Annotated in this window: 15 protein-coding genes and 1 pseudogene; 7 read left to right on the forward strand and 9 right to left on the reverse strand. The window is 48.0% G+C overall.

What is annotated here, in order from left to right; translation table 11 throughout:
- Positions 1-64: 64 nt before the first annotated feature.
- The 3 genes from BUB73_RS10285 to thiL form a co-directional block, all read right to left on the reverse strand.
- Positions 65-2,605, reverse strand: a complete 2,541-nt coding sequence (locus BUB73_RS10285) for an ATP-dependent helicase (RefSeq protein WP_073161362.1) — start codon at positions 2,603-2,605, stop codon at positions 65-67.
- A gap of 95 nt (positions 2,606-2,700) precedes the next feature.
- Positions 2,701-4,635 (reverse strand): GspE/PulE family protein, encoded by a 1,935-nt coding sequence (locus BUB73_RS10290; protein ID WP_249269280.1) that lies wholly within the window; start codon positions 4,633-4,635, stop codon positions 2,701-2,703.
- Positions 4,632-5,627, reverse strand: coding sequence for a thiamine-phosphate kinase (gene thiL, locus BUB73_RS10295; RefSeq protein WP_073285511.1), 996 nt, complete (start codon positions 5,625-5,627; stop codon positions 4,632-4,634). The genes BUB73_RS10290 and thiL overlap by 4 nt, the downstream gene beginning before the upstream one ends.
- 282 nt (positions 5,628-5,909) lie before the next feature.
- On the opposite strand from thiL, the gene BUB73_RS10300 reads away from it, so the two are divergent.
- The gene (locus tag BUB73_RS10300) at positions 5,910-6,302 is read left to right on the forward strand and encodes a hypothetical protein (RefSeq protein WP_101479365.1); all 393 of its coding nucleotides are present in this window, start codon (positions 5,910-5,912) and stop codon (positions 6,300-6,302) included.
- 39 nt (positions 6,303-6,341) lie between these two features.
- Positions 6,342-7,352 (forward strand): hypothetical protein, encoded by a 1,011-nt coding sequence (locus BUB73_RS10305; RefSeq protein ID WP_249269281.1) that lies wholly within the window; start codon positions 6,342-6,344, stop codon positions 7,350-7,352.
- Between the two features lie 145 nt (positions 7,353-7,497).
- On the opposite strand, the gene efp is transcribed toward BUB73_RS10305, so the two are convergent.
- Positions 7,498-8,082: an elongation factor P gene (gene efp, locus BUB73_RS10310; protein WP_073161365.1), complete on the reverse strand. Its 585-nt coding sequence runs from the start codon at positions 8,080-8,082 to the stop codon at positions 7,498-7,500.
- 44 nt (positions 8,083-8,126) lie between these two features.
- On the opposite strand from efp, the gene BUB73_RS10315 reads away from it, so the two are divergent.
- Positions 8,127-9,101 (forward strand): KamA family radical SAM protein, encoded by a 975-nt coding sequence (locus BUB73_RS10315; protein ID WP_073285516.1) that lies wholly within the window; start codon positions 8,127-8,129, stop codon positions 9,099-9,101.
- Between the two features lie 7 nt (positions 9,102-9,108).
- On the opposite strand, the gene BUB73_RS10320 is transcribed toward BUB73_RS10315, so the two are convergent.
- From BUB73_RS10320 to BUB73_RS10330, 3 genes are all read right to left on the reverse strand, one after another.
- On the reverse strand, positions 9,109-10,989 hold the full coding sequence (locus BUB73_RS10320) for an FISUMP domain-containing protein (RefSeq protein WP_073285521.1): 1,881 nt from the start codon (positions 10,987-10,989) through the stop codon (positions 9,109-9,111).
- A 77-nt stretch (positions 10,990-11,066) separates the two neighbouring features.
- Positions 11,067-11,522: a fibrobacter succinogenes major paralogous domain-containing protein gene (locus BUB73_RS16960; RefSeq protein ID WP_139259183.1), complete on the reverse strand. Its 456-nt coding sequence runs from the start codon at positions 11,520-11,522 to the stop codon at positions 11,067-11,069.
- Between the two features lie 413 nt (positions 11,523-11,935).
- On the reverse strand, positions 11,936-13,177 hold the full coding sequence (locus BUB73_RS10330) for a hypothetical protein (protein WP_139259184.1): 1,242 nt from the start codon (positions 13,175-13,177) through the stop codon (positions 11,936-11,938).
- A 208-nt stretch (positions 13,178-13,385) separates the two neighbouring features.
- On the opposite strand from BUB73_RS10330, the gene BUB73_RS10335 reads away from it, so the two are divergent.
- The 4 genes and pseudogenes from BUB73_RS10335 to BUB73_RS10350 form a co-directional block, all read left to right on the forward strand.
- Positions 13,386-14,201 (forward strand): TIGR02147 family protein, encoded by an 816-nt coding sequence (locus BUB73_RS10335; RefSeq protein ID WP_073285528.1) that lies wholly within the window; start codon positions 13,386-13,388, stop codon positions 14,199-14,201.
- A 216-nt stretch (positions 14,202-14,417) separates the two neighbouring features.
- Complete coding sequence (locus BUB73_RS17840) at positions 14,418-14,546, forward strand: hypothetical protein (RefSeq protein WP_256374937.1); 129 nt, start codon at positions 14,418-14,420, stop codon at positions 14,544-14,546.
- Between the two features lie 467 nt (positions 14,547-15,013).
- Positions 15,014-17,416, forward strand: a complete 2,403-nt coding sequence (locus BUB73_RS10345; protein WP_083539742.1) for a T9SS type A sorting domain-containing protein — start codon at positions 15,014-15,016, stop codon at positions 17,414-17,416.
- A 121-nt stretch (positions 17,417-17,537) separates the two neighbouring features.
- Positions 17,538-18,128: pseudogene (locus BUB73_RS10350) on the forward strand (porin family protein); the annotation flags it as partial.
- Positions 18,129-18,200: 72 nt separating this feature from the next.
- Here the strand turns inward: BUB73_RS10350 and BUB73_RS10355 are convergent.
- Together BUB73_RS10355 and BUB73_RS10360 are read right to left on the reverse strand one after the other, a co-directional pair.
- The gene (locus BUB73_RS10355) at positions 18,201-19,592 is read right to left on the reverse strand and encodes a BamA/TamA family outer membrane protein (RefSeq protein ID WP_175552207.1); all 1,392 of its coding nucleotides are present in this window, start codon (positions 19,590-19,592) and stop codon (positions 18,201-18,203) included.
- Between the two features lie 93 nt (positions 19,593-19,685).
- Positions 19,686-22,574: a hypothetical protein gene (locus BUB73_RS10360; RefSeq protein WP_254795021.1), complete on the reverse strand. Its 2,889-nt coding sequence runs from the start codon at positions 22,572-22,574 to the stop codon at positions 19,686-19,688.
- Positions 22,575-22,582: the final 8 nt, after the last annotated feature.

Raw genomic sequence — 22,582 nt, forward strand, 5'->3', positions numbered from 1 at the left:
ACACACCCTCACAGCCCACCATCCACTCTTCACTCTTCACTATTAACTGTTAATCGTTCACCCTCTAGACCACTTCCAACGATGCGTACTTCAGGATAATGGTTCTCGTGACACCGTCTCCAAAGCGGACGTCCACTCGGGCGTTGTCTCCAGTTCCGTAGGATTTCTGAACCACGCCGATACCGTATTTGATGTGGCGAACCTTTGCTCCCTGGTGGAACGGATTCTCGCTGAATTCGTCGTACACCACACGGGGGCCTGCGGGTGCCGCAGGAGCAGGCTTGGGAACAGAAACCGGATTGCGGTAGACAATGCGCTTATCGTTCTTGCGAATGGAATCGGGAACAGCGCCAGGGCGACTGAATCCACCGCTAAAGCCGCGTGAACCGAAATTAGAAGGTGCGGAACTGCGGCCACCAAAGCTACCGGAACTGGGACGACTGCCAAAGCTACCAGAGGCTCCCGGACGACGAGGAATGGGCGGAGGAGGATTTCCCATGCGAGGAGCCCTGAAGCCACCACCCTGAGAGTAATCCTGATTGAAGCTATTGAAACCGCCACCAAATCCGAAATCTTCACACGGTACAAAATCTACAACAGACGGATCCAATTCCTTGAGGAAGCGGGACGGGGCGAAGGGACGGATATTCCCCTGGAAGAACCTGCGTTCCGCATGATACAGGAACAGCTTCTTTTCGGCTCGGGTACATCCCACATAGAACAGTCGACGTTCCTCTTCCATCTGTTCATTCATCTCGGATCCAGACATCATGGAAGACATTCGGATCAACGGGAAAATTTCTTCATCGCAACCCGCAATATGAACCGTATTGAATTCCAGGCCCTTGGCCATATGAATCGTCATAAGGGTAACTTGTCCCTTAGAAGAATCCACCTTCTTGTCGCCATCTGTCAAAAGGGAAATATCCTGGAGGAACGCATCCAAAGTAGCACCGGGATGTTCTTCATCGAATTCACGGATGGCGTTAACCATTTCATCCAAGTTAGCGATTCTTTCGTCAGCAGTAATCTCATCTTCCTTACGGAGGAATTCCTTATAGCCAACGTCATTGATAATCTTTTCGGCAAGGATGGGCAGCGGAGTCTCGCCTGCGGCCACCAAAGCCTTCCAACCGAGAACCAAGTCTGTAAATCCCTTAAGTTTGGGAGCCGTACGTCCAAGGCCATTGGCTTCGGCCAGCAGATTTTCCCAGAAGGAACCTTCCCCATTACGTTCCTTTTCCAGGACCGTTTCCACAGTCGTCTTACCGATGGAACGAGGAGGCGTATTGATAACACGGAGGTAGGCGGCGTCATCACGTTCGTTGGCCAATACGCGCAGATAGGCAATAATGTCCTTGATTTCCTTGCGGTCCCAGAATCGCGTTCCACCAAAAATCACAGAAGGAATGCGTCGATCGTTCAAAGCCTTTTCAAGAGAACGGGACTGGGAATTTGTTCGATAGAAGACCGCAGTCTTGGCATACGATTCAGGACCGGCCTTGGCAATAGTATCGGCAATGGCAGAAGCTTCGGAGCGATCGTCCATAAAGTGGCGAACATGAATCAGCTCACCCGCCTCCTGCTTGGAAAACACGTTCTTCTGCATTTCCTGCGGACGGATATTGTGAGCGATCACAGACCCTGCGCCTCTGACAATATTCGATGTGGATCGGTAGTTCTGTTCCAGTTTGACGATTGTCACCGGAGCAAAGTCGCGATGGAAATTACGGATGATCTTGATGTTGGCACCACGCCAGCCATAAATACTCTGGTCGTCGTCGCCCACCACAGTCACATTGTGCTGTTCATTCATCAGCAACTTCAGCAGTTCATACTGCACATCGTTGGTATCCTGATATTCATCCACAACCACATACTGAAAACGGGTAGCCAGCTGATTCGCCAAATTGGGCAACTTCTGCAGCATGAGCACCGTATTGAACAGCAAGTCGTCAAAGTCCATGGCATTGGATTCCAGAAGTTTCTTCTGGTATTCCGTATAATAGCGGGCGTACTTTTCTTCGTCAGGGTACTGAGCATTGTTGCGAGCCACTTCCGGAGTCTGCAACAAGGTACTGTTCCCTACCACCATCATAGAATTCTTGAACTTGGAAATGGCGGCGTGAGCCTTTTTTACATCAGCGGCTTCCACATTTTCATCACCGTCAGCCTTAAGAATTTCTTTAAGGATACGCTTTTGATCATCATCGTCATAAATGGAGAAGTTACCGTCGTACCACCTACCCCCCGAGCCGGCCATAGCGGCCACTACGGATTCCTTGGACAGGCAAAGTTTCAGCAGACGAAGACAAACAGAATGGAAAGTTCCCATCCAGCTGAAGCTCATCCTGCAATCCAGAAGCTTGTGAATACGTTCCTTCATTTCGCGAGCGGCCTTATTGGTAAAGGTCACCGCCAAAATACGATCGGACTCCACATTGTGGGCAGAAACGAGATGGGCTATCTTATAGGTAATGCAACGGGTTTTTCCCGAACCAGCACCAGCGAGAATCAGCATGGGTCCCTGGATTTTCTTGGCTGCAGCAGCCTGTTCCGGATTCAGTTCCCGGTCCAACACACCATTGTCCACAATATTTGCCATTTACCTCTCCTGACTTTTTAGGACTCGCAAGATAGCAAAAATGTCGAGACCCATGGGTCCCGACATCTAAGTTTTGCAATACATCTACGGAACTATTAATCGTCGGCAGTAGATGCACCCAGAGCCTGTTCCAGAGTTGTAATACCCTGCAGAGCCTTGGAAATACCATCCATACGAAGCGTAATCATTCCGCATTCCTGCATAGCGGCGCGCTTAATCACGTCACCGGAAGAACGTTTGATGATCAAGTTACGAACAGATTCGTTAGGCACCAGGAATTCATAGATACCCGCACGACCCTTGTAACCAGAACCGTCGCACTTATCGCAACCCTTACCATGATAGAACTGCATATCCGGAGACAAGTGCAATTCTTCGCGGAGGGATTCGGAAATTTCATACGGTTCCTTACAGAACTTACAGATACGACGCACAAGTCGCTGAGCCAACACGCCCTTGATAGCGGTAGACACAAGGAAGGGTTCCAGTCCCATTTCCAGCAAACGGGGGAATGCACCAGCAGCATCGTTTGTATGCAACGTACTAAAGACCAAGTGACCCGTCAATGCGGCTTCGATAGCCATTGAAGAAGTTTCCTGGTCACGCATTTCACCGATCATGATCACGTCAGGGTCCTGACGGAGCAAGGCACGAATGCCCGCGGCAAACGTAAACCCGGCCGCATTGTTGATCTGCCCCTGGTTGACGCCGTCGATATTCAATTCCACAGGGTCTTCCATGGTAGAAATGTTAATAGTACTATCAAGAATTTCACCAATAGATGCGTAAAGCGTAGTAGACTTACCGGAACCCGTAGGACCAGTAACAAGCACAATGCCGTTAGGAGCGTTAATAGCGTCGATAAACTGCTTGAGCACGCGAGGATCGAAGCCCATATCCTTCAGCGGGAACTGACCGGAGTTGGGGTTCAAGATACGCATAACGATCTTTTCGCAGACACCGCGCTTACGGAGAGAGATGGGGAATGAAGACACACGAAGGTCAACTTCAGAACCCTTGTATCGCACCGTAAAACGACCATCCAAGGGTCTACGCTTTTCAGCAATATCCATCTTGGAAAGCAGTTTGATACGGGACAAAATCTGCGGCATCAGACGAGCCGGAATAGGAGACATGACCTGCAGGTCACCGTCAATACGATAGCGGAGCTTCAGGAAGGTTTCCTGAGGTTCCAGGTGAATATCGGAAGCCTTACGGGCAATAGCTTCGTGAATCAAGGTGGTCACGATCTTAACGACCTGGCGACCTTCTTCGTCACTCAGTTCTTCTTCCTGGTTGCCCTGACCGCGTTCCACGGTCTCAAGTTCTTCACCATCCTTGGAATCACCGATAAGGTCTGCCAAAGATTCTTCGGTGCCGCCACCATGGCCAGCATAGACTCGTTCGATGGCCTTCTGCACATCGGCATCGGAAGCCATCACCACGTCCACGTCCATCTTCACCTTGAACTTGATGATGCTAATGGTACGCATGTTGGTGGGGTCCGTCATAGCAAGTGTCAGGATGCTATGGGCCTGACCCATTCCGTCTTCACCCTTCTGCATGTACAAAGGACATACCTTGTACTGCTTACACATATCTTCAGGCAGGTAAGTGTAGGCCTCGGAGTCAATGCTAAACGTATCCAGCTTTACGTAAGGAACTTCGAACTGCCTAGAAAGAATTTCAATAAGACGTTCTTCGGGCATAAAGCCCAGATCCACCAAGGTACGACCTAGACGCTTACCTGTGGTCTTCTGAGTTTCTAGAGCCTTGTTCAGCTGTTCATCGGTGATATAACCTTGAGCGATCAGCATTTCACCAATACGCATCTTGGTGGAAGACTGCATCTGCACACCCAAAATGCTCGTTAGCGTATCTTCGCTAACCATGCCCAGTCGAACAAGAATCTTACTGAGCATAAGGCCAGTGCGTTTGTGTTCCGCCATGGCATGGGCCAACTGATCTTCGTCAAGCACACCTTGACGCAGCAACAGCTGACCCACATTCATTTTAGTACCATTTATCATAAATGCGACCAAGCCTGCGGTTTAACAGGCATTTTAGCTCCATTCTTGCAAAGCATGCAGACATTGTCATTCCCGGACCATTCACGGGCAACACCAATCCTGTAGACCTTGCCTAATCCATCATTATATCCATTAAATATACTTATTGGGCTGGAATTGGCAAACAACAACTGGTATTCTTCCCCTCCATTCAGGACTAAATCCAGAGGGTTCACACCATAACAATCAGCCATTTTCACCACTTCAGGATCAATTGGCAGGGAAAGTTCGTCAATTTCAATAGACACCCTGGAAGCCAATGCCAGGTGATTCAATTCCGAAGAAAGCCCATCGCTAATATCCATACAGGCACAAGACGCACCGTTCAGTAGACCTACCAACTCAGCCCCCGCCCTCTCGCAAATACGGGGAGCCAGATGATACTCCACCAGGGATCGGAATTTTTCGCGGTCTTCCGGATGATTCATCAAAAGCCAGAGCCCCGCAGCAGATTTGCCCAGAGTTCCGTTTACATACAAGTTATCTCCAGGCTGTACCGCCGAGCGTAGAAGAGGTTTACTTCCGGCCAATTCGCCGAGAAGTGTTGTGGAGAACACCCCCTCTTCGCCAGAAACGGTATCACCCCCGATCAAGGTAATTCCACGTTTGGCAAAACCCTCGGCCAGGGCGACACGCACTCTAGTCTTGATTTCGTCAGACCAATGACGATTCAGGCAAAGCCCCAGCAAGGCGATACGGGGACGCCCGCCCATGGCGGAAATATCCGAAACATTTGAAACGATATGCTTTTCTACAGCCTGTTCCGGCGTCGACCAATCAAGACGGAAATGGGTGTTTTCAACGGAAAGGTCCTTGGTAGCAAGCCATCCGTCAAGAATGGCGGCATCATCCCCCACCCCGAGCCAAGTACGGCTACCGGGAGAACGTTCCTCCAGGGGGGCGGCATCCTTCAAAAGAGCGTCAATAAAACGAAATTCACCAAGATCGAGCATAGCAATTAACAATGAAGAGTGAATAGCTTAAAGGTTAAAGAGTGATGAGCTGCGAGCAATGTGTATTGAGTTAAAGTAAGGCGCCTTTGGCGCGATTATCTAGCTCACGGCTCATAGCTCACCGCTGAAGGGAGCCGCAGGCTCCGCCCTCATACCTGATTCCAATAACAATGTAGTTTTTACGGAGGAAAATCGCCAATTTCGGAACAATTTGCTTTATCTTTTTTTACATTTTAGCCAATGGGTCACATTTTTTTCATTTCACCGTCTTCACCAGGCAGCTTGGATAAGCTGAGCCAATGGACATTCCGTTGGCTGCTGGAGCACGATGAACTGTCCGAAGATGCTACCCTTTACACCTGCAATACCATCGAAGATGCCACGAACCTTCTGGAATCGGCTCTGATTATTGGCGAATCCCCGGCCCTCATCGTGTTGGACCATGCCGACCGCCCCAAGGCCGAAAACCTGATTTTCAGCAAGAAACTTCACGACGGCATCCCCGAATCCTGGATTGTGGAACTGGTCCCCGACTCCATGCCCCTCCCCGACAAGGATTGCGAAGAAAACGGTTTCTACTGGATCCGCAAGCCGGTCAGCGAAGAAGAATGGCACAAGACACTGGAGTTAGTCCTGGTCCGTAACGGATCCCCCCAATGGGCCAGTAACAATTAGATTTTTTCATCCGACTTAAAAAGTCAGACCTTAAAGAAAATGATGGAAGTAAAAGTAAAAGGCGTAAGCTACTTTGGCGTGCGCTCCCCTAAGCATGTTCTTGCCGACATGGCCGACATCAAGGCCGCAGGATTCAACGCAGTACTCCACACCTGGAGTGAAGAAGACCAGCAGTATTATTACGGCACCATGAAGGAAATCGTAGACAGTTCCGCCAACCTCGGACTGAAGGTCTACGTGAACCCCTGGGGAATCGGCCGCGTGTTTGGCGGAGAAGCCTATTCGGAATTGACCGCCCGCGACCACAGTATGTGCCAGGTTGCTCTAGACGGGAAACCCAAGGTTGCAGCCTGTCCCAGCAATCCCAAGTTCAGGGAATACATGCACAAGTGGATTGAAACCGTTTGCAACACCGCCGTAGACACCATCTTCTGGGATGAGCCCCACTTCTACTTCGAAAAGGGCGGTCTCAGCAACTGGAGTTGCCGCTGCCCCGTCTGCTGCGCCAAGTTCCGCCAACGTTTCGGCTACGATATGCCCGCCGCCCCCTTTGATGAAATGCAGCAGGATCAAGCCCGAGACGTCCTTCAGTTCCGCGAAGACAGCCTTATTGACTTCCTGAAGGAAATGACAGAAGACGTTCACGCCCGCGGCAAGCGCAACTGCGTCTGCATGCTGCCCCCCTGGTTCCCTGCAGGCCTTGATGACTGGAGCAAGGTGGCCCGACTGGAATCCGTAGACGAAGTGGCCAGCGACCCTTACTGGGAAAAGGGAGCTACCGAGGAATGGGTCCGCGAAAAATACGCCGAAACCGCCCGCAAGTTGACCGACGTCGCCAAGCAATTCGGCAAAGACGTGCAGATGTGGATCAAGGCCTATCAAATCGAAGCAGGCCGTGAAAACGACCTCGCCATCGCCGTCGAAGAAAGCCGCAAGGCCGCCATCGACAACATCTTCGCCTGGAGCTATCGCGGAACAGAAACCCTAAGCTGGCTGAAATCCGACAATCCGGATGCCGTAGCCAAAGCATTCCGCACCGCATTGAAATAACCTCTCAAGCCCCACCACATAAAATTGAACCTAAACAAAAAAGCCCTCGTTTATCACGGGGCTTTTTTTCTCAAGATCCAGTCTGAAAGTACGCTCTCCTTACCTGACGAAGTGCCAAGTTATCGGAGGTTTCCATCCCGACGAATTACTTGGCACGTTCCAAATAAGAACCGTCGCGGGTATCCACGCGGATCTTGGTGTTGTTTTCGATGAACAGCGGAATCATGACCTTAGCGCCAGTTTCAACGGTGCATTCACGGAGAACGTTACCGCTGGTGTTGCCCTGGACAGCCGGAGGAGCGTCGATGATCATGAGGTCAACGAAGGTCGGCGGAATAACTTCGACGGGGATGGTAGCCAGAGACTTCGGGTCCTTCCACCAGGTCACTTCAACGGTAGCACCGTCGAGGAGCCAAATTTCGCAGCCGCCCATGCTTTCCTTACGGATTTCCATGGTTTCCTGAGTGTCGTTGTCCAGGAAGAACCAGGTTTCGCCATCATTGTAGAGATAAGTCATTTCGGTGAAGGTCACATCTGCTTCTTCAACAGTGTCACCGCTCTTCCAGGTACGTTCGAGAGTACGGCCGTTAACCAGGTTCTTGATACGAACGCGGTTGAAAGCCTGGCCCTTACCCGGCTTCACGAACTGGTTTTCAATGATTTCGTACGGCTGATCGTCGACGATGATTTTGAGCTTCTTGCGGAATTCGTTGGTGCTTACAGTACCCATATTATCCTCTTTTTGTGTTTTATGTTTCTAAATTTAGTAATATAATGGAACACCCCGCTTTTGTATTCACACAAATTTCTGACTTTTTGGACTATTTAGGCCTGGATTTTGCGACTTTGATTGCAAATACGCCCTATCTGGCCAACTTGGACCACGCCCCCTCGTTCCCTTTCTGCTGTTCCAGGCATTACGCAGACCTGATCAAGAACGCCAAGGAACCGGCGGCCCTATTGCGGGAAGTGCTCCCCACGAAAGAGGAATATGCCGACATTCCCGGCTTCGTCATGGACCCAGTCGGCGACTTGGACGCAGGCAAGAGCGAATGCGTCATCCAGAAATACGACCGCAGAGCCCTTATCGTAACGACCGCCACTTGTGGTGTCCGCTGCAGGTTCTGCTTCCGCAGGAACTACCCCTTCCAAGGTTCTCCGAATATTGCAGCCGAGGTCGGCTCCTGGCTGGACACACACACCGATATCTGGGAAGTGATTTTGTCTGGAGGCGACCCAATGATGCTGAGCCCCAAATCATTCGAGGCCCTGGTCGAGTCCATCGCAGACCACTCCAGCGTAACAACATTACGCATCCACAGCCGTCTGCCCGTAATGCGCCCCGACCTGGTGCAGCAGCACTTCGAATTCCTGCGAGACCTCCCCGCCCGATTTGACTGCGTGCTGGTAAGCCATGTGGACCATCCCGACGAACTGGACGAAAGCAGCATGGAAATTTTCGGTCAGCTGAGATACAGCGGTTGGACGCTGCTGAACCAGAGCGTTCTGCTGAAGGGCGTAAACGACAACGCGGACACCCTGACCAAGCTTTCACGTAAGCTCTTTGAGCAGGGCGTCCTCCCCTACTACCTGCACCAGCTGGACCACGCCAAGGGCGTTGCCCACTACGAAGTCAGCGACGAAAAGGCAAAGGCCCTTATCGAAGAAATCCGCACCAAGCTTCCTGGCTATCTGGTGCCTCGCCTGGTTCGCGAAATCGCCGGCGAAAAAAGCAAGACGCCGGTGTAACTCAAAGCTACTCCTTAATGCAACGGACGGGAATACCGAAGCCACGTTCCTTATCAGTAATGGAATAAGAGCCGCCCCACTGGGTAATGTTGCTAAACAAGAAGGTATAGTTGCCAACAAGGCCGTTATACTTGTCGCTTAACCACATGTGGAATCGGTGGGTATAGTCCGCGTAAACGCCGGTCTCATAGAAACGTCCGTTGTCGTAGCCACGAAGGCCGCCCGGCAGCATAGTAAGTCCGGTAGCATTGTTTCCTTCAAAAGCATTTTCATTGGGCAGATCCCACAGATTCGTCTTTGCCATGAAAATTTCTACACCGGCTTCTTGATTCTTCATGTACTCAATAAGTTTGTTTACATCACTTTGGCTAGGTACACGGTAACCTTCGGGGCAGATGGGGTCGTCTGTAGCAATGGCGTTGCCGCCATAGTAACGACCATACACGTTGCAATCGCCGAATTCGTCTAGTTCATCGTTAAAGCACCAGGAACTACCGACGGCAGCCTCATAGCGCAGGTTTTCGGCCATCCACAGCTGATCGCCCACATAGACAGTCTTGTAATAATGGCTATCACGTTCGTCAAAGATGCAGCCGTATTCCACATCCGGATTCAGGTATTCCCAGTTGCTGTTGTAGCCATAGTCGTTACAGCCTTCGGCTACTTCGAGAACCGGCGTGGCATTGCCAGATGACGAGGACGGAACTGTGTTGGGAGAGAGTTCGCCCTTTACGCAACGGACATAGGCGCCAGTGTATTTATGACCGTTATCTTTATAAAAATAGATGTGGTTGTCGTGAATGTACCAAAGCCAGGCATATTCGTAGAGGGATGATGATCCAGATACATCGTATTCTGTAGAACTTATAAAAGTCACCTCGGAGCCGACACTTCTGTAGAAACCTTTGTAATCGTAGGCTCCGCCGTACTGGTTCTGGAAATAGGTCAGGTATTCCGGATTTGCCTTGATGAATTCATTCAGTTGCTTCCATTCCTCATGGCTTGGCAAGTGTGAACCTTCGGGGCAAATTCCCTGGTGAGGTTCCTTAGTCTCACCGTACTTCTTTCTGTCGTAGGAAATGTCAATGTCCATGGCCATGGACCATGTATAAATGCGACCATATTTTTCGCAATTTTCCGGCTTGTCGTTGTAGCAGGAACTTCCTTCTACATCTACATCGAGATTCCTAGTCATCCATTCCTGGTTGCCAATCTTCACAAATTCGCCTACTGCAGGCTGGCTGCTGCTGGAGACCTTTTCGATAGAGGAACTGGATCCTTCAACTCCGGCACTGCCGTTCAGGACACTGGAGGAGGATACATCCTTAGAAGAACTGGATTCCACGTTCTCGGAAGAGCTAGATGACTCCACCTTTTCCTCGGGTTTGATTTCTCGATAGAGAGTCTTTTCAGCATTTTCCTTGCAAAGGCAGTCATCCAAAGTCCACTGGCGACCCTTGGCAATAAGCGGTTCCATGTCACCATCGGTACCCAGCTTATAGCTGCAACCATCCATCTCCGCCCAGATATGCATATACCTCTGTTCTGTAATGACCTCGATATCGAAGCGGTTCTTTGCAGAATTATAATCCGCAGAGGTGCACCTTGCATAGAAAGCAAGCTGGTAGCTCATGTATTCCGAAATGCTTTCGCAAACCTGCTTGCTCATGAATTCGTTTCCCGAAAGGGTTTCGGCCCAGGTATCGTTTTCCGTCGTACCGAACTTTTCATAGCAACGCTGGGCAATTTCTTCTTCGCTCGGGCCGGAATCACTGGAAATTCCTGATTCCGCAGAGGAGCTGGAGTCACCGCCACAAGCAACCAATGCCGACGTGGCAAAAGTCGCCAAGCAAGCAGTCATCAAACTTTTCCAAAAACCAAACTTCATAATTGAGCCTCATTCTAAATGTAATAAAACACGATTTTCTTCAATTACATTCTAAACATTTTCGCCACAAAAGTTTCTCATTCCATATCCTTTATACAACGGACGGATATTCGCCAATCGGGATTTGCAGTTTCGTTTCCGAAGGAATTACCGCCCCCAAAATCCATAATCCAGGATTCCGCCACGATTTTACCACGGTAGTTATCGTTTGACCAAAAACGGGTCAAGTGTCCTAGAAGGGAAAGTTCGTCGGATTTTTCTAAATAACTACCAGCAGGAACGGCGTTGAATCCGTAGCGGTTCGTCCCTACATTTTCACAACCGTTATCCTCGGTAACGAACAGCCACATTTCCATCCATTCTTCAGACGTTGGATCGTCATTCTTTCCGATATAGCCACAAGGTGGTAAATCACCCAACGTGGCAACTGTATCGACTACGGGATCGTAAAGACAATCATCGTCACATTCTAAGCCATCGTCTGTACCATAGGCACAGGCAATATGCTGAACCGACCAGAAACAAGCAAACACACCCGAAAACACCTTGGACTTGTCCGTCCAAAAAACGCCGTAACAAAGGCCATTAGTTTTCGGATGATATTTCTAATCATAATTGCTTAGAATTTTCAAAAGAAAATATTCCGAGATTGATTTTACCTTACCAAATTTCCTTTTCCTTGTATGGTTCTTTTTCGGAGGTCCTTTCAAACGCATGCTCCATGAATTCAGCGTCGTCGGGATTATCAAACAGAAATTTTGATTCCTCTCGCCATTTCTCAAGAGCATTTTTGTAAGCAACAGACCAAGAACGCAGATTATGAACATTAGATTCCATATGTTACAAACATATATTTTTCAAATTATTTTAACAACCTAGTAGGTATTTCCGGCAACAAATCAATAAATTAAAGACTGTCTAGAGTTTAGACACGAAAAAAACTTTCTTATTCCGCACAATTGGTTTTCAGTTCCAGCGCACGTTCGTACAGATAATGCTTCGCAGAAACAGAAGGCTTTAAAATTCTATCGCAGGTCCAATATCTGTATTTATCGTCCTGCAGATGGTCTGTCAATTCGCCCTCATTTTCTGCACATTGGCTACTAAATTTCGGGACATATTCTTCATCAACCAATTCATGATTATTGGAGGAAATTAAAAGGCGTTCCACAGATTTTACGACCCCATCATTCAAGGACAAATACTGTTGGAAGGAGGCTATATAATCATCATCCAAAATATGTAATTCAAGACCATTTTGCGGTTCATCCACATAAACAACACACGCACGCCAACCATGTTCATCATAGTATTCATGAACAAAGGTTCGTTCTCCCGTAAAGATAACTTCATACCAGGGTTCCCCATGTCCATATTGATGTGCAGAGGAATCAACCTTTATTTCGGGTTTGTATGATGCAAGAATTTCTTCCGGAGTCATGGAACCTTCTTCCGCATAGATTTCTTCCATAGAATAGGATCTTGCTGAGGAACTGTAAGGTTCCTTTTCTTCATAAAAAGGATCTTCACTGGAGGAACTTACCATCGGCTCATAACCGCTAGAAATTTCTGAAGATTCTACATCGGGAAGTACGGCGGATTCAAAATGTCCAGATGCCGGTTTCCCAGAATTCGCGTCAGCCAACTTGTCGCAAGCAGAAACAAAGCGTCTTTCAAATTCAGAAAGTTCATGATCAAAATTACGTTCGCCAGTCCGTTCTATGCGACACAGGACATCGAAAGATTTTTCATTACAGTTTTCATTTTCGTCCAGCAAGATTGCATCGTCAGCAAAGCATTCCTCAGAAATATCCTTCCATAGGGAATCACACATGTCGTAAGAAGCGACCGACTGGGCACTTGAATAACTAAGCACGCCCCTGCCTACAATCTTGAACGCAGCAGTAAAGACGATTTCACCCACGGTACATGTACCTTGCGCACCCTGTTCTTCTTGATAAACACGCACAACTGTTCTACCGAGAAGATTTTCGCTAGACGGTTTTGTGGTGAAGATGATCTCATGAACTTCTGAAGAACTTTGCGGCACCACCGCCACAGAACTAGACGATTCAATCTCGCCAATCGTATTGGGTTCCGTGGCATTGCCCGCCGTTTCCTTTTCGGAGCAGCCAAGCGCTACAAAAAACAAGGCCATCGTTAATACCAGCGAATAAAAAATCTTCATACCCTAAATTTAGGCTTTTTGAGGGCGTTAAACACTGTTGTAGTCCCGCACATTCTTCGCATTCTTTACCTCACTGGCATTTTTCACTTTCTATATGATTCATCGTGAATCATATAGAAAAACGTTTTTCAAGAATTTATTCCAAAGTCAATTTCGCTGCACATTTTCAAAATCCGAATTGACAAATCAAAAAACTATATTCAAATCCATGAAACCCATCTTTGGATACAGTGACTATCGAGATTACATCAGGGATTATTTTGAGGAACGCAAAAAACATTCCGCTTTCTCCTGGCGTGAATTCAACAAATTAGCAGGATTTGCCTCCCCCAACTACCTAAAGCTTGTTTGCGACGGAAAAAGCAAGCTAAGCAAGAAAAGGGCGGGATTCGTTGCAGCCGTAATGAAGTTGTCCGTCAGCGAACAGGATTTCTTTGAGCTGATGGTCGCCATAGACAACACCACTAACGAAGCCGACCGGAAAGCACTGACTTTGGAATTGCGCAAAAAGGCCCGCAAGTCAAAAGCCCGCATTATCGATGCCGATGCTTATGTTTTTTACGAATCCTGGAAGTACCCTGTCCTTCGTGAATTGGCCCCTTTGATGCCAGGAGCAAGATCCAAGAAAATCGCAGATGTCTGCCACGAAAAAATTTGCGCTGAAGATGTTGAAAACACTCTGCAGTTTTTGGTGAAAGCCGGCTTCCTGGAAAAAGATGAAAAGGGTCGCTACACGCAAACGGACGCCAACGTGACCGGTTCCAAGGAAAGCCTCCCCCGCGCCATGCGCGAAATGCAGCGTCAAATGGCAGCTCTCGCCGAAAAAGCCATCGGCAAGTTTTCAAAGGACGAACGCCACTTTCTAGGAATCACCTGCGGCTGCGATGAGGAAACCTACAAGAAAGTAACCGCCGAACTGGAGGATTGTCGCGACCGAATCACAGCCATCACTTCCGCCGCCAAGAACATCAATCAAGTGTTTCGAATCAACCTGCAGATGTTTCCCCTAACAAAGAAAGTGTAAAAATTATACGCAAGGAAAACCTTATGAAAAAATTCCTATTGCCAAGGATGAACAAAAAAAGGAAAACTGGTGACAGAGAAATTCAAGGCCATGTCGGTTGTAACGGGCAACATCCAAACATACAATGGGCATGGCTCAGTCTCTGCTCAGAAATTAAACCTCAGTTTTAAATATTGGATCCACGTTACCGGTGACGAAACCTCTTGTACTGTTAAAATGACTAAGCTTAGAATGTGGATGAACGATGGCGAAGCCGAATGGGCGCGCCCGGATGACGCCGGCAAAATGACATGGGACCCGATGTTCCGCTCCATCGGGGAGCAGTTGGAAGACGACAACGAATAAACCCCTCTACAAAAAGAGAGATTTTTAAAATTCGTGAAGAAACATACAAAAAGATTTGTATTTTTCGTGATTTTTGCTAAAGATTTTTAAAATTCGTGAAAAACTAGCCAAAAAGATTTTCATTTTTCGGTAAAATAAACAGACAAAAAAAAAAAAATTGACTTTCGTGTTCCCCCAGCTAAAGCTGAGGGACAAGTTCATCGTCTACACAAAGAATTTGGAAGTCAAGGACGGATTCACCTACCTGCCGGTATACATGGCGGGATTGATCTAGAAATCATCCCATATGATTCACATTGAATCATATGACATCCAAATTTTTAACAAAGCCCTTTTTTGACGTAAAATTTTTTAGGAAGGACCTTGTGTAACAAGGATTTCTTTTTTTAGTATTTGCTAGGTATACCAAACCCCTTGTTTTTGTAAAAAAAAACTTACATTTGTAAAGACTGAACTCTGGAGTTTTTATGGATTGTCGCAAAATAGCCTTAACGCTAGGTCTTGCCGCAGGCATGTCCTTCGCATCGGTATCCCTCAGTTTTTACGAAAAGACAGACGGTTACACCACCACCAACGCCAAGTTTGAATTGGACCAGAAATCCTGGACTCCTTGGGTAAAGGAAAAAGGCTACGTGACCACAACCATCACCGGTTCAGAGTTCTCCTCTGGCTTGACAGTCACCCCGAATGAAACATGCGAAGGTTACCTTACCGGCATCGTCAATTACGGCGGTACCTGTGGAAGCAACAGTCTTGCCGCCTATGGCTATTACGACGGCTACTGGTACGAAATCGGAGCCTTCTCAAGTGGTCAGGCGTTGTCAATCGAATGTGACTACTCTAAAATAGCCTTCCAGGCACAAACTTCCTCTACAAAGGAATGTAGTGTATCCATCAATTCTATTGCCATTGGCGGCCCAAGTGATGTTATCGTTACAAAAGCCAACGTGACAAGCGATTATACCAATTACGTCAGAAGCAACGACACCATCTACTTCACGGTACCGTTCACTGCAAAGATGGAAAGCATAACCCCTTACTTTACGGGATTATACAGTTCGGTCACTCCCAGTACCGCACAAGATTTTAGCAAGGGGCCTGTTACCTATACATTCAAGTCCAAAAGCGGACTCAGCACCAAAGACATCGTCCTAAACATAAGCCGAACCCCAGGCGATACCAATGCGGCAATTGTCAATGTTTTTGACTTCTGTTCAGAAAGCAAAGTTTATCAGTGGTACCAAACATATTCAGACTCCCCCATTATTGATGTTACAAAAAGTACCTTGGCTAAACAAGGCACATACTGCACAGAGGGAACAAAAATCACCCATCCCCAAAATTCTGGCGACACAGGGTTGGTCGAGTTAAAGCTTTACAAATGGGTACCAGATTCCATTCGTCATAATTTGTATGGCCGATACAGTGCCGGCAGATCAAATTCAAACTACGCCGGATTAAAATTTTCCGGCTTGGCGAAAAGGAATTGGTATAAGAATGGCGAGCCAATCAGTGTTGACTTGTTCAATACCCCCATCGATCTAGAAAACACAGTTGTAGAAGTCATTGCACAAAACGGAAGTCCTATTCACTATTACAAATTCAAATTTGTTGACGTCATAGAAGAAAACAACTACTTGAGCCAATTGCTCATGATCGACACAGCAAAACAGGAATACATCTACCCAAGAACCATTTATGACCCGGAATCTCCCAACGACACGGGAAAGATTATTTACGACCTTCCCTACAAGGGAACGCCCGTTGCAAAACTGTTTGCCTGCGGTTCAGGAGATGATTTTTTAGTCGAGAACACCTTTTGGAGAAATTGCGAAAGAACATTTTCTCTTCCCGATACGAACATCACCTTGACTATTACCGGGAAAATGTACGGTACATCCGGCATGTATGCTACACTGACTAAAGACTACGATAAAAAGACTTATGCCCTTAAAGTTGTTAGACAGCCAAAGGTCTGGCCAGATAACAGCGTCTCTGGCATTTACGTTGTAGACCTCACCGACAACAAAAATTTCTCTGCCATTGCAGCAACTTCCAACGCAACGAGTCAAAAGTTCAGCATAAACCTGGCTGATAAAAGGTCAAGTATAAACTATAGCGACTATGACCTCTATGTCGCAATGCCCAATCCATTCGCCACATATTCTTATGAACCCACAAACTACGATTACCCCGTATGGGGTCAGGGAAGTGTACTTTCAATTATAACCTACAATGAAATCAACAAACGAACAGTTCTTTCAGCAAATGTTGTTCACAAGGCTGAAGAACAGGATGTTGCCGAACTAAAGTCATTCTTTATCGAAGCCGGGCTTGCATATTTTGAAGGTAAAATTGATCAGGAAAACAAGATTGTTCACGTAGACCTCCCCTTCGAAATAAACTTGAAGCGAGCAACCATCGTTTTTGCCGGCCCACATAAATCCTATTCTGAGAATTATAAAATTTTCCATGAATATGACTTAAGCGACACCATTGACTTTGACTTCCATTCCGCAGATAGCAGCAAGACCACCATTTATAAAATTGTGGCAACATACAACCCGGACATGTACAAGGAAGAACCAACTATAGATCCTGGTAAGGATACCAGCGAGGCTTCGTTTGCGAAAATTTTAGACAACGCCAGTGTAACAGTCAAATTTGCGGAAAACAACCTCATTTACACAGGCGACATCCACGAAGTAAAGTCAATCGTTATATATGACGCCCTCGGAAATAAGGTTTATTCTAAAACAGGTTTTGAATATCCCGTCATGAATTTAGAAATCCTAAATCAGGGAGTTTATGTAGTAAAAGTTCAAACTACAAACGGAATGTCTTCACTTAAATTCACAAAGAAGAAATAAACGATCTACATTTCGCTAACCAATCAAACAAGGAGAACTTATGTTCAAAAAACTTCTAGTAGCAGCCGCCTGTGCAGCATCTTTCGCCAGCGCACAGAACATTTAGTTTGGCGGCCACGCAGCCCTTAACCTTACCGACTGTATGTCTGGTGAAGCCACCACTGACGGAGGCATGAGCGTAGGTTTTAACGCCGGTGTTGCAGCAAAGATTGCCCTTTCCGAAAAGGCATCCGTCATCCCCGAAGTCACCTTGGACCTGCGTCGCGTTGGTAACGACGATGTTTCTTACACCGCATGGGCCATTGACGTTCCCGTTCTCTTCCACTATACCCCAGTCATGAACCTCTACGTAGAAGCAGGTCCGCAGATTGCCTTGATCCTGTCTGGTTCCTGGGATGTTTCTAGCAGCGGTCTCTACGAAGATGATTGGGACGATGACGACTATGGTTGGAACGACTATGACTATGACTATGGCTACGGAGCATCTAGCGCAGCAAGCAACCTCCTCGACGACATGTACAAGAAGAACACCTTTGAATTCAGCTTGGTATTCGGTCTCGGCTATGACGTATCCCCGAACATTGACGTAGGCTTCCGTTACATTCTCGGTCTTACCAATGTGTTTGACGATCTAGACCTGGGCCCCCTCGGTTCTTCCGAAGTCGATATTCAGAATTACCAGATGCAGTTTACTGTAACCTACTGGTTCTAACATTTTCTACCTTCGGATATGCGAAAGGCTTGAGTTTTCCACTCAAGCCTTTTTTCTTTTTCAATTCAAATTCTAGAACAGCGTTTTGACACCGACGCCCACAATACCATCCAAGTAGCTTTCGCCATTGCGAAGGGCATAATAAAAATTGACGCTCCAATTCTTGCGATACTGAGTAAAGGCCAAGCCGTATTCCTGTTCACGCTTCCAGCCATGATCCGGACGAGGAGCGCGATACAAGCCCGGCATATAGAAGCCTTCAATGCTCAGGTCATAACCATCCTGCCAAAGCAAAGCGAACTCGGTATAGCCATAGGCCCGACTACGCAGGAATCGATAATCCATTCCACGAAAATCGTTCATGCCTCCCAAGGCAAATAGATCTTGACGATCAAGGTCAGCATCGGGAGCGAATATTCCACCGGCGGCACCACTGAATCTTGTAATCCAGTTTGCGTAAACCGGTACATAGCGCACCAGGGAGCCTCGCACCTTCAAGTAATGATCCAGGGAATCGGGACGAGAAAAATTCCAAGAGGCAAGTCCATAAAATTTGGTTCCGCTACGAGGTAAAGCAAACCGGTCAAGGGACGTGTAGGTCAACTCCAACGAGGACGTCTTTTCATTATCACCGATTCCTACAAAGACCCCAATGGTAAAATCAAAACCGATATCGCGGCTAATGCCCACTTCGCCGTAAGCTTCGCGGGTTGAGGAATCTTCGTCAAAATAGCCGCGGGCAATAACGTTCCAGGCAGAGCCAAAAATCCAGGGTTCCTTGTAAGAGCCATCCAGACGGCGGGAATCTGCGGCTGTATAACCTTCCAGTTGTAGGTCGCGGGCTGTCCCCAAAATGTTGTACAGCGACACGTTGACATTACCTTCCCACAAGTCAGTTTCGCTGGAATAAGTCAGCAAGGCTTCCGCCTCGGACATGGCTGCAGCCCGCATATTGAACACGGGAATGATACGGTTCCGGTAGGCATCTCGATACATGCGGGGTTTACCCACTTCTTCAAAGTACCCCACACGGGCAAGTTTATAATTAGCCCGCTCCAGATCTCTGGGGGAAACATAGGAGCCAACTTCCAGTCCTGTCAATTTACGGAACACTTCAGGTTTGGTTCCGGTAGAATCCATATTTTCTGCAGGTCCCCACACCCAGGCACTGCCACGATTCAAGTCCAACAGTAATACAGCGGTATTCGTTGCCTCACTGGAGTCAGCAGGATTTTCCAAAAGTTCGCCAACAAGACTTGCAGCAAGGAATCCGCCATTTTCATAACGTTCCTGGATTTTTCGAGAGGTGTTTTTCCAGACGGGGCCGTTCAAACCTTCGCAGGGAATTCCAACAAGATTCGCAGCATCAGCTTCATCAGCCATCTCGTGGTAGCCATTCCACACCACGTCAGAAATACGACATTCACCACCAAAGGCAATGCTCACCAAAAGAAGAAATGTCAAGAATAATCTAATCAAGGCAACGAAATATAAGATACAAATTATGAGATACTAGATTCTTCGCTCAGAATGACACCAACTCATCACTATTAACTGTTAAAACACCGCTCTGGCTTCTGTGCTGAGTTTCTGGAAAACATTTTCCTCGGAGTTACCAAAGCGCAAAATGTAATGGCAGCCCAGAGAAATAAAATCATTCATGTCAATGGAAAGGGAGAATTCAAAACGATAGGTACGGCCATCACTATAACCGGACAGGACCTGATAGGGGATGTAATCCCCCCGGTCGTCCACCTGGATTACAGAAAAATTCGCAAAGGCATCCACTTTTTTTTGCTTGTTATATCCGACTCTAAAAGCGCCTTCCCAAAGGTCAGCTTCAAAATCATTATCAAGATCATCAGCTCCAGTTCCCTGGCGGTAACGGCCTAGAGGCTGAACGAAAAATCCGTTCAAGAAATCAAACCGATATTTCAAAGAAACATCATAGATGTTCCAGTTCCAAATTTGCAATGCAGAAAGTTCATCATCTTCCATCAACAGGTCCGCCCCAACAAAGTGATCAGGATTTATGCGATAGCCCGTTTCGATTTCATGGGAATAGACCGTTTCGAAATATGAAATGGAGCTGAGTTTTTTGTCAAAGGAGGCACCCGGTTTATAAGCGAGACTAACACCCGACGGATGTTCCCATTCCACCAGACCTTCCATGTTGATGCGTCCCGAAGTGGTTCGGCGCAAGGCGGCTGCAGTGACCGGAGGGAAATACAAAGTGCGTCCTGTCGTATCGCTACCTTCTCCATTCCAGGAACCGCCAAAAGTAACATCACGCAAAATTCCTCGTTTTACACCAAGAGACACACCGGGATTCCAGCGGAAATCAAATCCGAAGGAGGCGTCCGACGAAAGAACGGCCCCCACGGAATCATTACGTCCCATACCGTCATAAACGAAATCGCCATTGTCGACTCCCTCGATAAACGTTCCCGTCAGGCTATCATAGCGCACATCTCCGGTACCAGGCGCCACCGCCTTATACACAGCCGTATAAATTTGCTCTTCTGTCAGACCGATTTTATAAGTGACGTTTCCCGTCAGGCCAATTTCGTCACCACCCATTCGGGAATTCAATTCCCCCACCCAGCTATTTTCCCCCTCGGAGGAATCGCGGGCAATACGTTCATACTGCAGCAGGTGATTCAAACTAAAGTAACGGGCTCCGTAATTCGCTTCCTGCAACCACATGGCCGACCGCAAGGAATCCGCCCATTCATTGCCATAGGTATCGCCCCTGCGACAGGCGATTCGACCTCCTGCACTTTCACGCAAGAAGCCTTTGTCAAAATACATCCCGAAACCGCCTGTGGATTTTCCGTACAGGACTTCATTATGAATCGCTCCCACGCCACCGTCAATTCCTGCCACATCAGAAGTTTCATCAATTCGCGTGTAGCGGAAATCGCCGCTGCCAAAGGGGCGTACAAAGCCCTGTAAAAATTCAGCGGAAGCGGTTCCCTGGTAACGTTCCATATTCCGGTCTGCGGTACTAGCCACACGAATCAAGGCCACTTCACTTAGGGAGTTTCTATTCCGATGTTGCAACGAAATTTTCGCCCTCGAGGAATTCCATTCTTCCCCATCGTTTCGGCGGTACCCCCAAAGGGCATTCCCGAACCAGCCATTTCCAAAGGCCGTGCGGAATTTTACCTCGTCGTAAAGCAAGTCGTCATCCAAGAATGCGGAACCACCGTAGGCCAAATCCCACTGGTCCTGCAAAATGTATGGATCCCAGTCCGAATTTATGCTGCGGAACTCCGTAACATCATAGCCTTCCATAATGCGGTTGCCGTAAACATCCATGGCCAACGGGAAATGCAGCAAGTCCCTGGTGGAGTCCGTCGTTACAAACCAGCGGAACGCCTTGCCTTCCGGCCCACCCACATGATCAGAAACCGTATTGGAATCGCTCTTGTTCAGAGCCACTTCCAAGTCTGCGTAGAATTGCCGGTTCTGCTGAACGCGAAGGCGGGCCCCCATACGAGCGCTACGATCGGGGCGACGTAAAGCCCTCAGGGAATCATCACGAACAAAAACTTCTCCGCGGTCAGACTTCAACAAATTGTAATCTTCGTCCGTCCACACGCCGCGACGCAAACGGTCCACATCGTTCTCCAACTGGAACATGGAAAGATCAAGATACAAGTTGGGATGCCTATAACTGGCGGCAGCCCCCTTCAGAGAATAAATGTTGTCATCTTCGTAGGCGTCGTACTCCACCCGAATTTCATCATCAAAGCTAGGAACAATGGAACCCTTGAAATCCAGCATACCGCCAGCATAATTCACCAGATAGTCTACACCGCGGGTCAGCTTCACCCCATTCATCCAGACCGTTTCGGACTGGGGCACAATGGCTACAAAGCCACCAGACGCATCCAGGGAATACCCCTCGCGCTGACCGCTGACACCATTCAGAGTTCGTCTAAAATGTTGAACCTCGTCGGTGCCAACAACGCCACGAACCTCAGTGTACCCCCCACCGAAATCACCACGCACACCACCCATGGCTCCAAGGCTACTCCGTTCAACGGAATACAGTTCCAAGGAATTGTCGACCCAGTTCAAATCCCCCAGATGCAAAAAATAACGGGGCGATTCCACGCGGAAATAAACCTGGTCCACTTCCCGCAAAGTTGCAGTCGTCTGGTCACCCGCCTTGCGGCCCACATCCGAAAGCAGGGCGTCAATCCATACGCTGTCGGCGAGACGCCCCGTTATAGAGAGGCGCAGTTCCTGATCCACCTGGGTGCCGCCATCGCCCACCGTAATCTGCATGGTCTTATAGCCGTGGGTTTCGACGGAATCATGACGAACATTTTCCGATGATTCATCCACGGAACCCAAACCGTTAGCGGTACTTATTGCGTCCCCATTACTTCGTACAAGAATGGAGGGGTCCCACACAGGCAATGAATCAACATTCATTGCAAACG

The organism is Fibrobacter sp. UWH6 (assembly GCF_900142465.1).
Lineage (GTDB): Bacteria > Fibrobacterota > Fibrobacteria > Fibrobacterales > Fibrobacteraceae > Fibrobacter.